We start from the raw sequence: 14,447 nt of genomic DNA on the forward strand, positions 1-14,447 counted from the left end.
CGATGCAGCGCGGATCACGTGAAAGTCACAGAGTTGACGGAGTGTCATTTTCTGCGCGGGCGGGCCCCGGTGTGAACTCCACGGGGAGCGTGCGAAGTCCACGCATGATGAGCCCGCCACGCCACCGCAAATCGGTAGGTTTCACCGCAAGCCGCAGGTCCGGAAGGCGGTTCAGAAGCGTGGCGAGCGCGGTCTGTCCCTCCAGTCTGGCGAGCGGCGCTCCCAGGCAGTAGTGGATGCCGTGCCCGTATCCGAGGTGCTGATTGTCACGCCGTGCGAGGTCGAGCGTGTCGGGGTTTTCGAAGCGTTCCGGGTCGCGGTCGGCGGCGGCGAGCACCACGAGTACGGGGTCCCCGGCCGCGATGTCCTGTCCGCCGAGCGTCAGCGGCTCGGTGGCGAACCGCCAGGTGGCCAGCTCCACCGGGCCGTCGTACCGCAGCAGTTCCTCGATGCCGGTCTCCAGCAGCCCGCTCTCCCCCGAGTCGAGGGAGAGCTGCAGCCGTTCGCGCTGACCGGGGTTGCGCAGCAGGGCGTAGACCCCGTTGCCGATGAGATTGACCGTCGTCTCGAATCCGGCGAAGAGCAGGATGAAGGCCATGGCCGCGGCCTCGTTCTCGGTGAGGTGCTCGCCGTGGTCGCTGGCCCGGATCAGCCCGGAGATCAGATCGTCCCCCGGGTTCTCCCGCTTGCGGTGGATCAGTTCGGCGAGGTACCCGCGCATCTTCTTGACCGACCTGGCCACCCCGCCGCGCGGGCCGCCACCGTGGCGGATCATCATGCCCGCCCAGTCCCGGAAGTCGTCCTGGTCCTCGCGCGGGACGCCGAGCAGATCACAGATCGCGTAGATGGGGAGCGGGAAGGCGAAGTCGTGGATGAGGTCCGCCTTCCCCTCCGCGATGAAGCCGTCGATGAGGCGGTCCGTCAGTTCCTGTACGCGCGGTGCGAACTCGGCGACCCGGCGCGGGGTGAACGCCTTGGAGACGAGGCGGCGCAGCCGGGTGTGGTCCGGCGGGTCGATGTTCAGCAGATGCGTCATCAGCTCCGCCTTGCGCTCGCCCGGGATGCCCGTCTTCCCCTTGGCGTGCGCCGGCTCGGCGTGGTGCGCCGGGTTCTTGGAGAGCCGGGTGTCGGCGAGCGCCTGCCGCGCGTCCGCGTACCGGGTCACCAGCCAGGCCTCGACGCCGCTGGGCAGCGCGGTCCGGTGCACGGGGCTGTGCTCGCGCAGCCAGGCGTACGCCGGGTACGGGTCGGTGGCGAACTCCCACGTGAAGAGTTCGGGTGCGCCGACGGGGCAGGCGGCGGGCTGATCGGCGGGGCGGTCGGCGGGCTGGTCGGCGGGGCTGTGGTTCACCCCCCGACGTTATCCGGTGCCCTCCGCCGCCCTGATGGCGTCCCGGTAGGCACGGCCCGCGGCCCTCAGTGCGGCCTCGGGGTCGATGCCGTCCTGCTCGGCGCGTACGGCGAGGGCGAGGAGCTCGTAGCCGATGCCGTCGCCGGTGGGGAGCGGCACTTCGAGCCCCGCGGTACGGACCCGGCCGGCCAGCTTCGCCGCCAGCGCCAGGCCGGGCTGGCCGAGCGGGACTCCGTCGGTGACCGACTCGCGCTGCTTCTCGATGGCCTTGGTCCGCAGCCAGTGCGCGTGCACGTCCTCCGGGGTCTCGGCGCTCTCGTCGCCGAAGACGTGCGGGTGGCGGTGGATCAGCTTCTCGACGAGGGTCGCGGCCACGTCGTCGACGGAGAACGGTTCCTCCCCGTCCTCCTCGGCGATCCTGGCGTGGAAGACGACCTGGAGAAGTACGTCGCCGAGTTCCTCGCGCAGTTCGTCGCGGTCGCCGTCCTCGATCGCCTCGACGAGTTCGTACGCCTCCTCGATGGCGTACTTGGCGAGGCCCTCGTGGGTCTTCTGCGAGGTCCACGGGCACTCGATCCTGATCCGGTCCATGACCTGGACCAGATCGAGGAGCCGGGCGCCCGGCAGGTCGTACGAACCGGGCAGCAGCTCCAGATCCGGCATCCGCACCCGGCCCGAACCGGCGAGCCGGGCCAGACCGTCGGTCAGCGGCTGATCGCCCTCGCCGCCCGCGAGGACGACGACGCTCCGGCCGCCCGCACAGGCGTCGACGAGCTCCTGCGCGGTGGGCGCGGAGTGCTCGACGGTGACGCCCGCCTCACGCAGATACGGCAGCTGCGGGTGGTCCGGCTCGGCGCAGAGCACCCGGTCGGCGGCGTGCAGCGTCTGCCAGGCGGGCCAGGACAGGAGTCCGGGCGCGACGCGGTGGCTGGCGGTGAGCAGAACGATACGGCCGGGGTCTTCAGCGTTCACCGTTCGAATCTACCCCGGTCGTTCCCGTCGCCCGTTCCGCGGCCGGTCAGGCGCCTGCCTCGGCAGCCGCGCCGGCCGGCTTGGTGACCCGGTTGATCCAGGGGGCCTTGTAGTCGGCGAGCTGGGTCTGCTTGCTGTCCCAGGTGCCGTAGCGCGGATTGACGTCGACGCGCAGCGCCTTCGACGCCTTGCTGAGCGCCTCGCCGACGGCCTGCTGACCGGCGGGCTGCTGCAGGTCGGCGCCGAGCGCCTGGGCCAGCTTCGTCAGCTGGACCTGCTCGCGCAGGACGGCGTCGATCTGGCCGGGGGCGACCCAGCTCTGCTGGAGCATCGCCGTCCGCAGCCGCGCCTCCCCACCGGACTGGGCCACCGCGGCCTTGCGCACCTGCTGGATCTCGTTGCGGCTGACGGACACTCCCGCGTCCTGTGCGGCCCGGTCCAGGACCCGGTCGAAGATCATGCCGTGCAGCTTGGCCCGGCTGAGCTGCCCGGACTTGTCGATGAGCTGGGACGCGTCCTTCGAATCGCGCTGGGCCTCGCGTACGGCCGCCACCTGGTCCTGCAGCGTGGAGACCTCGATCCGGTCCCCGCCGACGACGGCCGCGGCACCCGGGTGGGTCTCGCTGCCGCAGGCGGTCAGGAGTGGGGCGCCGGCGAGCAGGGCGGCGGAGACGGTGAGCGCGGTGCGGCGGTGCAAAGGAACCTCCCGGGGAGACTTTGTGCATCAGTGCACAAGACCTTGCGGTGATCGATGTTAGGCAGTGGACGTGGCTGGGGCCACTGATTCGACCAACGATTCGGGAGGAGTTGGGGATGTGGGCCCGATCGGCACGGCTCGGGGCCGCCCGGCGGGGCTCAGGGCACGCGTTCGGCCGACGGGGTCCGGGGGTCCGGTCGCAGCATGATCGTGCGCGAGACGACGAAGGTGATCGGGATGGCCGCCGCGGCCGCGACCAGCGGCGCGTACCGGCTGCTGAACCCGGCGAGGTCGACCAGCAGATAGACACCGCCGGTCGTGATGACGAAGTTGGCGGCGTTGGTGAGCGGGAAGAGCAGGAACTTCCGCCAGGTGGGACGGGTCCGGTAGGTGAACCAGGAGTTCAGGAAGAAGGAGCCGGTCATGCTCAGCGCGAAGGCGATCACATGGGCGGCGATATAGGGCAGCCACGTCAGCAGGACGAGGTAGCAGCCGTAGTACGTGCCGGTGTTCACCACTCCCACGAGGGCGAATCGGGCCATCTGTGCCGTGACCGTCATCGGCGTACGAACTCCTGGGGCTCTCGTATCCTCTGCGACGCCTCGGTGTTCGTGGCCTTCACCAGGAAGTGCGGGCGCCTCTTCACCTCGTAGTAGATACGGCCGACGTACTCGCCGACCACCCCGACCATCACCATCTGGACCCCGGCGAGCGCGGTGACCACGACGATGAGCGTGACATAACCGGGGGTCTCCACCCCCTGCACCAGGGCGACGCCGACAATCCACGCCGCATAGGCGAAGGCCACGGACAGCAGCAGCATGCCCAGATAGAGCGCCGCCCGCAGCGGTTTGTTGTTGAAGGACAGCAGCCCGTCGAGACCGTAATTGAGCAGCTTTCCGAAGGTCCAGGCGGAACTGCCCTGTTCGCGGACGGCATTCTCGTAGCTGAAGGTCGTCGTACGGAATCCCACCCAGGCGAAAAGGCCCTTGGAGAACCGGTTGTATTCGGTGAGTTCCAGTACGGCGTCGACGGTGCGGCGGGACAGCAGTCGGAAGTCCCCGACGCCGTCGACCAGCTCCACGTCCACCATGCGGTTGATCAGCCAGTAGTAGGCGCGGGCGCTGAGGGTGCGGGTGACGCGGTCGCCCTTGCGGGTGCGGCGGGCGATCACCTGGTCGTAGCCCTGCGCGTGCTCTTCGAGCATCCGGCCCACGAGCTCGGGCGGGTGCTGGAGGTCGGCGTCCATGATGACCACGGCGTCGCCCTCGGCGTGCTGGAGACCGGCCAGCATGGCGGCCTCCTTGCCGAAGTTGCGGCTGAAGGAGACATAGCGGACCCGCGGGTCGGCGGCGGCCAGCTCCTGGAGGATCACCAGGGTCCGGTCCCTACTGCCGTCGTCGACGAACACCAGCTGGAATTCATGTCCCAGCCCGGTCATTTCGTCCGTGACGCGTTCATGGAAGCGTTCGAGGATCTCTTCCTCGTTGAAACAAGGCACCACCAGCGAGATCAGCACGGATGTACATCAGCGCGGCCAGATGTCGGAACCCGATGCAACACGTGGCCGGTGAGCATCCATTGCGTGAACTGACCCATTTCGGGAGGGGTTTGAGCGTTCGAAGCTGGCATATTCCTGCGTATGCCGACTTCCCGTCCCCGCCTGTGCGCGGGCTCGCTCGCCGCGCTGCTCACCGTCGCCGCAGTCTGCGCGGGTGACGCCGTGGCACGGGTCTTCCCGTTCGGGCCGCACACGCGCAGCGTCAACGACCTGGGCAATCAGTTCGTGCCGTTCCACGCCCGGCTGTGGGACCTGTTGCACGGGAACACCGACGGCGGGCTGCTGCTCAACTGGTCCTCCGGGTACGGGACGAGCTTCCTGCCGGATCTCGGCACCTATCTGACCAGCCCGTTCGCCCTGCTCGTCGGGGTCTTCCCGCGCGACCGGATCGACCTCGCGGTCTATGTGGTCACGGTCCTGAAGATGGCGTCGGCGGCGGCGCTGATGGCCCTGTTCCTGCTGACGCTGCGCGGCGGGCGCTGGTGGGCGGCGGGGGCGCTCGGCGGTTCGTACGCGCTGTGCGGCTGGTCGGTCGCCGAGGCCTCGTACAACCCGATGTGGCTGGACGGCCTGATCGCCCTGCCGCTGCTCTGCCTGGTCGCCGAGTGGGCCCGTACGGGACGGCACCGGATCGCCGGGCCGCTGCTCGTCGCGGTGGTGTGGGCGGCCAACTTCTACACGGCGTACATGGCGACGCTCGGTGCCGCCCTGGTGCTGGCCGTCCGGCTCTTCACCGAGCGGGACGACCGGCGGGCGGTGGTCCGGGGGCTGGTGCGGGCCGTCTGCACGGTCGGGGTGGGTATCGGGCTCTCGGCGCCCGTCCTGCTCCCCGTCTACCTGGGCACCAAGCACGCCTACCCGGGCTGGGAGCGTACGTTCGCGCCCGCCGCCTGGCCCGATGTGCTCGCCCGGCTGCTGCCCGCCACGTACAGCTTCTTCACCCCGGCCCTCTTCCTCGGCACCGGCACCCTGCTGCTGGCCTGTGCGCCGGCCTTCCAGCGGTCCGTGCCTGGGCGCGAGCGGTGGGCGTGGGCGGGGCTGGTGGCCGGGGTCGCGCTGTCCTTGCAGTGGGGCCCCACACATCTGCTCTGGCATGCCTTCGCCACGCCCAACGGCAGTCCGTACCGGCAGACGTTCGTGCTGGCCGGGCTGGTGGTGATCGCCGCCTGGGTCTCGGTCTCGTACGGCTGGCCGGGGCGGCGGGCGCTGCTCGGCGGGGTCGCGGTCCTGGTGCTGCTCGCGGCCGGGGCCGGCTTCAGCGACCTGGTCACCGGATGGACGTATCCGCTGTTCGCGGGGGGTCTGGTGGCCGCGGCCTGCGCTCTGGTGCTGGTCGGGCGGGGCCGGAGGCTCGCGGCGCTGGCCGCCGTGCTGCTGATCGGCGCACAGGCCGGGCAGGCCGCCGCCGCCACCGCGTACTTCGACCGGCAGCGGCTGAACCGGCTCGACGACTACGCGCCCTGGGGCGAACGTCAGCGGACCCAGGCGGCCGTGGTCGCGGGCGCCGACGGCTGGCCGGGCTATCGCACGGACCCCGGCCGGGAGCAGACCACCACGAACGATCCGCTGCTGGTGGGCGGGCAGGGCGGCGCGTACTACAGCAGCCACACGCCCGCCGTACTGACCCGCACGATGCGTGCGCTCGGCGGCGGGTGGACGTCGAACGGCCGGGCCGTGCAGAGCCTCGACAACCCGGTCACGGACGCGGTCTTCTCGGTCGGCGCGCGGGTGCGCGGGCCGCGCGATCCGCACCAGGGGGCGAATGCCCCGGACGACCGGCCGGTGACGGTGAGCCGTGCCGGGACGCCGCCGCTGGTGACGGTGCGCGGGGCGGGCGGGCCGGTGCCGTACGGCCGTTCGCCGTTCCGGAACCAGGAGCAGCTGCTCGGTTCGCGGGTCTACACGGTCCCGACGACGGCGCTGCGGACGGCGGACGGCGGCGCGGTGGCCGACAAGGGGGCGTACGACTACCGGGTGGGGCGCGGCACGTACACGCTGACCGCCGCCTGCCCGGCGGGCACCGAGGCGTATCTGTGGTCGCCCGACATGTTCGGCTGGGCACGGCTCGGTGACGGCCCGGAGGTCGAGTTCAAGGGGCAGCTGCCGGCCAGGCGCGCCGCGATGCAGCACCTGGGCACGGTCGGCGGGGGCGGGAGCGTGCGGGTCACGCTGACCCCGGTGCGCGCCGGGACCGTGCCCCATCAGGCGGTCGGCTGTCTGGACCGGGCCCGGCTGGCCTCGGCGGTCGCCGGGCTGAAGCGCACCGGCGCGACCGCCGTCCACGTCACCGACCACGGTGTCCGGGCCGAACTGCCGCCCGGCACCACCGGAACGGTCGTGATCGCCGCGCCCCGGATCGCGGGCTGGAGCTGCCAGGGCCGCCCCGCGGACAGCTATCTGGGCCTGGTCGCCACCCCGGCCCCGGCCGACGGCACGGCGGTCGACTGCTCGTTCCGGCCCCCGGGCCTGCGGGCGGGTGCGGTGGCCGGGGCGGGCGCGCTGGCCGTCCTGGTGCTCGGCGGGCTCGTGCTCGTGTACCGGCGACGGGGTGCGGGGTCCGGGCAGCACGGACCCGACCGCTCGCCGCAGCACGCCGACACCCCGGAGCCCGTGCAGGCCTGACCGGGCCGGTGGTCAGCCGCCCGTACCTCCCCCGGCGATCGTCAGCCGCCCCGCACCTCCACCTGGCGGTCGAGCCTGCGGCGCAGCTCCACCGGCAGCGGGTGGTGGGGGCCGTAGGCCCGCTCGGCGTCGTACAGCAGCGCCTGGAGCTGTACGCGCGCCGTCACATGGTCGCCGAGCGCGAGCAGCAGGTGCGCGATGCGGTTGCGGATCTCGAAGGAGCGGGCCGGGTCGCCGCCCGTGGCGCGGTGGTTCTCGAAGTACGGGAGGACCGCGCGGTACTCCGCGAGCGCGGCGGCCGGTTCACCGAGCTGCTCCAGGCACTGGGCCGCGTCGTAGCGGAACTGGAGCGTCTGCGCGTCGGCCGGGCCGGCCTCCGCCGCGCGGTCGTCGGCGAGGCGGCGCAGCTCGGGCAGGGCGCGGCGGTACTGGCCGTCGTCCATCAGCGTCGCCGCGTACTGCTTGCGCAGGATGCGGACCACCGCGGAGTCCTCGCCGTGCTGTTCGGCGGCGACCGGGAGGATCGAGCCGAGGATGTCCACGGCCTGGGTGATCCGGCCCTCGCCGAGCAGCTTCTTCACGTCGTCGACGGCGGCGGCCACATCGGGCCGGGCGGCCGCGGGGGCGGGCGGGGCCGGTGGCGGGGGCGGGACGGCGGCGTGGTCGGGCCACGGGGCGTGCGGGCGCAGGAAGGGGCGGGTCGGGTCGAGCGGTCCGACGGAGAGCCCGGTGCCCGGCGAGGGGAGCAGCGGGGCGAGGTGTTCGTACACCTCCTGGGCGCCGGACGGGCGGTGCTGCGGGTCCTTGGCCAGCAGCCGCAGCACCAGCGCTTCGAGCGGCTCGGGGATGTCGGGCCTGATCCGGCGGACCGGGAGCGGCGGCTCGTAGAGGTGGCGATGCAACACACCGAGGGCGGTGGATCCGGCGAACGGCACGTCGCCGCTGAGCAGTTCGTGGAGGAGCACGCCGAGGGCGTACAGATCGGTGTACGGGCCGACGGCGCCGCCCATCGCCTGCTCGGGAGCCATGTAGGCCGGGGATCCGATCGGTGAACCGGTGTGGGTGAGCCGGGTGGTGTCGGTGTCCAGGACGGAGGCGACGCCCAGGTCGAGGACGGTGACGGTGCCGTCCGGACGCACCATCACGTTGCGGGGCTTGAGGTCGCGGTGGACGATCGGCACCGCGTGCACGGCGCACAGGACGGCGCAGAGCTGGGCGGCGACCGCGACGGACCACTGCCAGGGGTACGGGTCGTGCTCGGCGAGATGGTCGGCGAGGTCGGCGCCCTCGACGTACTGCATGACGAGGAACAGGTCGTCGCCGTCGCTGCCCGCGTCGTGGACGGTGACCAGGCCCGGGTGATCGACCTGGGCGGTGACCCGGCACTCGCGGACGAAGCGGCGGCGCAGCTCGCCCGCGGCCTCGCTGCCGACGGGGCCGGTGACCCGGTCGGGGCGGAGCAGCTTCACGGCGACGCGGCGGTCCAGGCGCTGGTCGTAGGCCGTCCAGACCTGGCCCATGCCGCCCTGGCCGAGGATGGTCGCCAGTTGGTACCGCCCGCCGATGAGACGTCCGCTCACCGGCCCTCCTCCTTGCGGAGGTAGTCGCTCAACTCGTCGAGCTCGGCGCGGACCTGGTCGATGCGCTGGGGGTGGGGATGGGGATGGGGCGAGGGGTGCGGCTGGGACTGCGGCTGAGGCTGAGGCTGGGGTGAAGGCTGGGACTGCTGCTGGGGTGTGGCGGGCGGCTGTGCCGGCCGGCTCGGCGGCGACGGCTGCACCTGCTGCATCGGCGGCGGCAACGGCTGCTGCTGCGCGGGCGGGGGCATGGGTGCGGGAGCTGGAGCGGGCATCCGCATCGGCACCGTGGGCGCGTACCCGTATCCGTATCCGTGCCCCGGCACCACAGCCGCGTAGCCGCCCATCGCGTGCTGCTTCGTCAGACGTTCGTAGTGGCGGATGTCCCCGACCAGGTAGTACGCGAGCGAGCCCAGCATCGTCACCAGCAGCAGCGGGATGAGGACGTTGTCGATGCCGGTCGGCTCGTCGCTGCCGTCCCTGCCGAGGATCGGCAGGAGCACGCAGACGAACACGAACCCGGCCCCCGTCAGCCACCAGTCGGACACCCGGCGGCGCACGATCGCGAGGCGGAGCAGCGGACTCCACAGCAGTATTCCGAGCGAGCCCACCGAGAGCACGACGAACAGCACACGCATCGAGACGATCCAGGCCCGGCTGGGAACCCGGCGCGGCGGCGTCGGCGGATGACCCGGGGCGTACATGGCTGCTCCTGGAGACCTGGTCGTTGAACATCCGCGCACACGCTCCGTGCACGCAGATCCGAGCGTAGAGGGCGACACCGACAACCGGCTCCGGGTTGTACGGAACCGCTGTGGTTCAGCTCACTTCGGCGCTACCGTGCCGTCCGTCAGCCCGTCGTACATCCCCTGGACGAGTTGTCCGCCGAGCCGGCCGGCCAGCCTCAGGACGTCCTCGAACTCGGCCAGGGCACGGAACCGTTCCCCGTACCGCTGCTGCTCCGCGAGCGGCAGTCGCGGCAGTTGGAGGCGGCGGGCGTCCAGCCGGGTGGCGGTGGAGGCGTAGCTGCTGGCCTGGCGGTTGTTGGCGGTGCCGCGCAGGAAGCCGGCCAGGAACCAGGCGTCGAGGGCGGCCGGATCGGGGCGCAGCAGCTGGAGGTTGCGGCCCAGCGCGGCGCCCGCGGTGGCGTCGTCGATGACGCGGGCGACGGAGCCGCCGCCGAGCACGGGGACGACGACGTCGCCCGGTTCGACGAGGACCGGTTCCTCGGCGGGGCCGTCGACGGGCAGGCTTCCCGAAGGGGCGGTGGAGCCGAGGACGTCGTGTTCGGTGAGGACGGGCCCCGGGCCGGTGCCGGAGCCGCCGGTGCGGAGCTGGAGGGCGCCGGCGCGGGCGAGTTCGCCGACGGTGGTCAGCGGCCAGTGGGCCGGGTCGGAGAGGGTCACGGCGGGCGGGGTGAGGGTGCCGGTGCGGCCGAGCGTCTCGGTCAGCCGCTCCCGTACCCGGATCAGCTCGGCGGGTCCGCCCGCGGCGGCCGGTGACGGCAGATGGCGGGCGGGGGCCAGGTCCACGTCGTCGTCGAGGAGTTCGATGACGGGTACGGCGCGGCCGGCGCCGGGTCGGGCCCCGGCCGGGCCGGCGTCCTCGAAGGACTGCCAGGCGTCGAGCACGGCGCCGTGCACCGCCTGCCAGTCGATCCGGTCGCGCCCACCGGCCGCGGAAGCCTGGCCTCCCGAAGCTGATTCGGCGGGTTCGGCGGTGTCGACGAGCAGCAGTTCGGGCGAGGGGTGCAGACCGCTGCCGGGCTTGCGGAGCACCCAGAGGTGGAGCGGGATGCCGTACGGGGGTGCCGCGCCGGCCGGGAGCGCGATGACGGCGCGCAGGGCGCCGCGACGCAGCAGATCGGCGCGGATCCGGCGGCCGGAGCGGCGCGACGCGGCGGCCGGGGGCATCAGCAGTACGGCGGTGCCGCCCTCGCGCAGATGGGCCAGGGCGTGCTGGACCCAGGCGAGTTCGGACTCGGTACGGGCCGGGAAGCCGTACTCCCAGCGCGGGTCGTAGGCGAGCTCGTCGTGGCCCCAGTTGCGTTCGTTGAACGGCGGGTGGCAGAGCACGGCGTCGGCGGCGAGCTGCGGAAAGGCGTCGGCGCGCAGGGTGTCGGCGGTCCGTGCCGCCAGGGCGCAGCCGGTGTCGGTGTGCAGGGCGAGCCTCAGCGCGGTGAGCGCGGCGAGGTCGGGGTCGGTCTCCTGGGCGTACAGGGCGGCCGGCCGGCCGACGGCGCGCAGCAGGGCGCCGGTGCCCGCGGCCGGGTCGAGGACGGTGCGGGCGGGCCGCTCCCCCGTCTCCACCAGGGCGGCCATCAGTTCGGCGAGTCCGGGCGGGGTGAGTGTGTACTGGCGCGGGTTGGCGTCCAGCTGACGGCCGAGCAGGAACTCGAAGGTCTCCCGGACCCCGGTCCCGGCGGCGAGTTCGGCGGCGGCGCGGAGCAGCGGAATGGACGGGAGCAGTGCGGCGCGGCTCGGGGTGTGAACGGACCTTCCGGCTTCCGCCGCCGGCCCGAAGCGGGCGGTGAGCACCTTGTCCAGGGCGGGGGAAAGCACGCCGGCCATCCGTTCGTCCGACACAGCGGTGATCTCCGGCCAGGCGTTGGGGGCGGTCCGCAGGAGCAGCAGGGCGCAGCCCGTGTGGACCAGGGCGGGGACCGCACCGGCGGGATGCCCGGCGAGCTGCTGCCAGACCCGTTCGCGCAGCGGGACCTCGGCGAGTTTCCCCTGGTCGCGGAGCCATTGCTCGACTTCTGGCAGCGCGAAGGACGGGCTCGTCTCGGTGCCGCCGACGGGCTTGGGGAAGTCGGCGTGGCGGCGGCGCCAGTTGCTGACCGCGGCGCGCCCCACCCCCGCCAGCCGTGCGATCCCGGCCGCGGTCACCTCTGTCGAGTTCTCCGGCACTGACTGTCTCCCTGGTCCTGGCACTCGTCCCGGTACTGGTTGACAGCGAGCATACCGACCAGGTTCACACGACATCGATTCACAGTGTGCATCAACCCATCCACCGTGAACCATGTTGACTCGGTTCACAAGCTCTGCTGTTATTGACCCATCGCTGCAAGAGAGCGATGCACGAGAGTGACGCACGAATCCGCTCACCACCCGTTTCTGCTTTTGCCGGAGGGCACAGCCATGTCCCAGTTCACGCAGCCGCCGCAGTCCCCGCAGCCCCAGCAGCCGTACGCCCCCGACCAGATGCCGGGCATGCGCCCGGCCCGTAACGGACTGGGCATCGCCGCTCTCGTCCTGGGTGTCATCGGCGCCGTGTCCGGCCTGATCCCGTTCCTGTTCTGGCTGGCGGGCGTCCTCGGCCTGATCGCCCTGGTCCTGGGTCTGGCCGGCCGGGGCCGCGCGAAGCGCGGCGAGGCCACCAACAAGGGGATGACCACCTTCGGCGCCGTGCTCGGCCTGATCTCGATGATCCTCGCGGTGGTCGGCGCGGTGATCACGTTCAAGGCCGTGGACGACGCGGTGAACGACCTCAACAAGGCGGTGTCGGACACCACGGCCTCCGCGAAGCCGAAGCCCGGCGACGACTCCGCCAAGGGCGGGGGCGCGGACAAGGGTGGCGCGGACAAGAAGGACACCGGCGAGGCGCTGGAGGCCGGCGACTCGGCCGTGTACGACGACGATCTGACGGTCACGGTCGGCGACGCCACCTCGTACACCCCGGACGCCTACGCCGCCGGACACACCAAGGGCCAGAAGGCCTACCGGGTCGCCGTCGTCATCGAGAACGCGGGCAAGGAGAAGTTCGACTCCGCGCTCGTCAGCGTCTCGGCCCGGGCCGGCCAGGACGGTGTGGACGCCGAGCAGATCTTCGACAACAAGGTCGGCGCAGGCTTCAGCGGCACGGTCCTGCCGGGCAAGAAGGTCACGGTCCAGTTCGCCTTCGACGCCCCGGCGGACGCCAAGAACCTGACCGTCGAGGTCAACCCCGGCTTTACGTACGACGCCTCCCAGTGGGACCTGAAGCTCTGACTCTCCCCCTTGGACCGGACGGACCCCTTGGACCGGACAGACCGGAGCCGACCACCATGCGCCTTCTCGCCCGCGCCTCGGCAGCCACCCTGAGTGCCGCGACCGCCCTCGCCCTCGCGACGGCCTGCGGCATGCTTCCGGACGACGCACCCGACGCCGGCGCCCCCTACGCCCGGCTGACCGCCCCCGAGGTCGTCAACAAGGCCCTCGCGGCGACCCGCGCCGCCAAATCGGTACGCATGACGGTGGAGACGACCTCCCCCGAGGGCCCGGTCGAGGCGTACGTGGCCACGGACATCAGGGGTACGTGCACGGTCACGCTCTCCATGGGCGCGGCGGGCACCATGGAGCTGGTACGGACGGGCGGCACGGTCCGCACCCGGTCCGACGCCGCGATGCTGCGGGCGGCCGCCGCCACCGACACCAACGGGCTCACGGGCCGTTGGGTGAAGCCCGCCACCGGCGACGGGCACGCGGAACTGGCCGAGCGCTACTGCGACCGGGAGACGTTCCTCGGCCTCCTCGCGCCGAAGAGCGGGACGGCCCACAAGGGGCGGGCAACCGCACCCGGCGCCGGCGCGCCCGCCCTGACCGTCACCGGCGAGACGGACGACGGGAAGTGGACGGCGGACATAGCCACCGACGGCAAACCCTTTTTGCTGAGACTGAAGCTGAATCCGAAGCCGAATGCGAAGCCGCGTCTCCCGCACGACGGAGCGGGACACGACACCGACCACACCGCCCCCGTGACGGTCGAATTCTCCGAATTCGACAAGCCGTTCACGGCGAAGGAACCGAAGACCTGAAGCCCTCGGACCACGTCGCACGGACGGAACCCGCCCCACCCCGGGGCGGGTTCCGTCCGTGCGACGACTCACCCGCCGCACTGCTCCAGCATCACCTTCTTGTCGGCGCCGGTGACCGGCAGTTCGTACTTCAGGGACACCTGCGCGAACCGCACCGCGTACGAACAGCGGACCGGCTTGTACGGCGGCAGCCAGGAAGCCGGCCCAGAGTCGCGCTTGGCGTTGTTGGCCGGCCCGTCCACCGGAATGAGGTTGAGCGGATCGTTGGCGATCTGCTGCCGCTTGGCCTCGTTCCAGCGCGCGGCGCCCATCTGCCAGTCGTACGAGAGCGGCATGACGTGGTCGATCTGGACCTTGGTGGCCTGTTGCTTGCGCCAGTCGATGGTCGAGCCGGTGTACGGGTCCTTGAGGGTCATCGACACGACCACACAGTCCGAACCGGACCGGAACTTCACGTCCTTGCCGTCCCTGGCGAGAAGGTCGTTACGGGTGTCGCAGCCGTTCCTCGCGAGCGGTATCCCGTCGACCGAGTCCTTCCACGCGTAGCCGAACTTGTCCCGCGCGTAACCGGTCCTGGGGCCGCGCCCCTTGGTCGCCACCCTCTCGATGACCTTCCGGGCCGCCGCCCGGTCCGCGTCGGAGGTGAGGGGGGCGAGGCCCGGCTTCGTACCGTCGGGGTTGTCCAGCGGGCCGGCACCGAAGCCGGTGGCGGACCGGCCGGCGCCGTTCGAGCTGCCGCTCGACCCTCCATCACCGGAGGACACCTGGTCGGGGTCGCAGCCGGTCAGGGCCAGCACCGCCACCACGCCCAGGGCGGGCACGATCACTCGACAATCGCGGGGAGATATCACTCGAAGCCGTCCTGACGGGGA

12 protein-coding genes are annotated in these 14,447 nt (G+C 72.0%); 3 read left to right on the top strand and 9 right to left on the bottom strand.

The window, feature by feature from the left end; genetic code table 11:
- Window positions 1-25: 25 nt before the first annotated feature.
- The 5 genes from OG978_RS16635 to OG978_RS16655 all read right to left on the bottom strand — a co-directional run bounded on the left by OG978_RS16635 (window position 26) and on the right by OG978_RS16655 (window position 4,539).
- Window positions 26-1,351, bottom strand: a complete 1,326-nt coding sequence (locus OG978_RS16635) for a cytochrome P450 family protein (protein WP_326765976.1) — start codon at window positions 1,349-1,351, stop codon at window positions 26-28.
- Window positions 1,352-1,360: 9 nt separating this feature from the next.
- Window positions 1,361-2,323, bottom strand: a complete 963-nt coding sequence (locus OG978_RS16640; RefSeq protein WP_326765977.1) for a nucleoside triphosphate pyrophosphohydrolase — start codon at window positions 2,321-2,323, stop codon at window positions 1,361-1,363.
- Window positions 2,324-2,369: 46 nt separating this feature from the next.
- On the bottom strand, window positions 2,370-3,020 hold the full coding sequence (locus tag OG978_RS16645) for a SurA N-terminal domain-containing protein (RefSeq protein WP_326765978.1): 651 nt from the start codon (window positions 3,018-3,020) through the stop codon (window positions 2,370-2,372).
- Window positions 3,021-3,178: 158 nt separating this feature from the next.
- A complete protein-coding gene (locus OG978_RS16650; RefSeq protein ID WP_326765979.1) occupies window positions 3,179-3,580 on the bottom strand; it encodes a GtrA family protein in 402 nt (133 codons plus the stop codon).
- On the bottom strand, window positions 3,577-4,539 hold the full coding sequence (locus tag OG978_RS16655; protein WP_326765980.1) for a glycosyltransferase family 2 protein: 963 nt from the start codon (window positions 4,537-4,539) through the stop codon (window positions 3,577-3,579). The genes OG978_RS16650 and OG978_RS16655 overlap by 4 nt, the downstream gene beginning before the upstream one ends.
- Window positions 4,540-4,662: 123 nt before the next feature.
- Here OG978_RS16655 and OG978_RS16660 point away from each other — a divergent pair, with 123 nt between their 5' ends.
- The gene (locus OG978_RS16660; protein ID WP_326765981.1) at window positions 4,663-7,203 is read left to right on the top strand and encodes a YfhO family protein; all 2,541 of its coding nucleotides are present in this window, start codon (window positions 4,663-4,665) and stop codon (window positions 7,201-7,203) included.
- A gap of 41 nt (window positions 7,204-7,244) precedes the next feature.
- On the opposite strand, the gene OG978_RS16665 is transcribed toward OG978_RS16660, so the two are convergent.
- From OG978_RS16665 to OG978_RS16675, 3 genes are all read right to left on the bottom strand, one after another.
- Window positions 7,245-8,783, bottom strand: coding sequence for a serine/threonine-protein kinase (locus OG978_RS16665; protein ID WP_326765982.1), 1,539 nt, complete (start codon window positions 8,781-8,783; stop codon window positions 7,245-7,247).
- Window positions 8,780-9,484 (bottom strand): hypothetical protein, encoded by a 705-nt coding sequence (locus OG978_RS16670; RefSeq protein ID WP_326765983.1) that lies wholly within the window; start codon window positions 9,482-9,484, stop codon window positions 8,780-8,782. The genes OG978_RS16665 and OG978_RS16670 overlap by 4 nt, the downstream gene beginning before the upstream one ends.
- A 120-nt stretch (window positions 9,485-9,604) precedes the next feature.
- Window positions 9,605-11,689, bottom strand: a complete 2,085-nt coding sequence (locus tag OG978_RS16675; protein WP_326765984.1) for an N-6 DNA methylase — start codon at window positions 11,687-11,689, stop codon at window positions 9,605-9,607.
- Between the two features lie 231 nt (window positions 11,690-11,920).
- Between OG978_RS16675 and OG978_RS16680 the strand changes: the two genes are divergently transcribed.
- Window positions 11,921-12,769, top strand: coding sequence for a DUF4190 domain-containing protein (locus OG978_RS16680; protein ID WP_326765985.1), 849 nt, complete (start codon window positions 11,921-11,923; stop codon window positions 12,767-12,769).
- Between the two features lie 56 nt (window positions 12,770-12,825).
- Complete coding sequence (locus tag OG978_RS16685; protein WP_326765986.1) at window positions 12,826-13,575, top strand: hypothetical protein; 750 nt, start codon at window positions 12,826-12,828, stop codon at window positions 13,573-13,575.
- A gap of 68 nt (window positions 13,576-13,643) precedes the next feature.
- Here the strand turns inward: OG978_RS16685 and OG978_RS16690 are convergent, their stop codons facing one another.
- Window positions 13,644-14,426: an HNH endonuclease family protein gene (locus OG978_RS16690; protein WP_442817698.1), complete on the bottom strand. Its 783-nt coding sequence runs from the start codon at window positions 14,424-14,426 to the stop codon at window positions 13,644-13,646.
- Between the last annotated feature and the right edge of the window lie 21 nt (window positions 14,427-14,447).

Source organism: Streptomyces sp. NBC_01591, assembly GCF_035918155.1.
Lineage (GTDB): Bacteria > Actinomycetota > Actinomycetes > Streptomycetales > Streptomycetaceae > Streptomyces.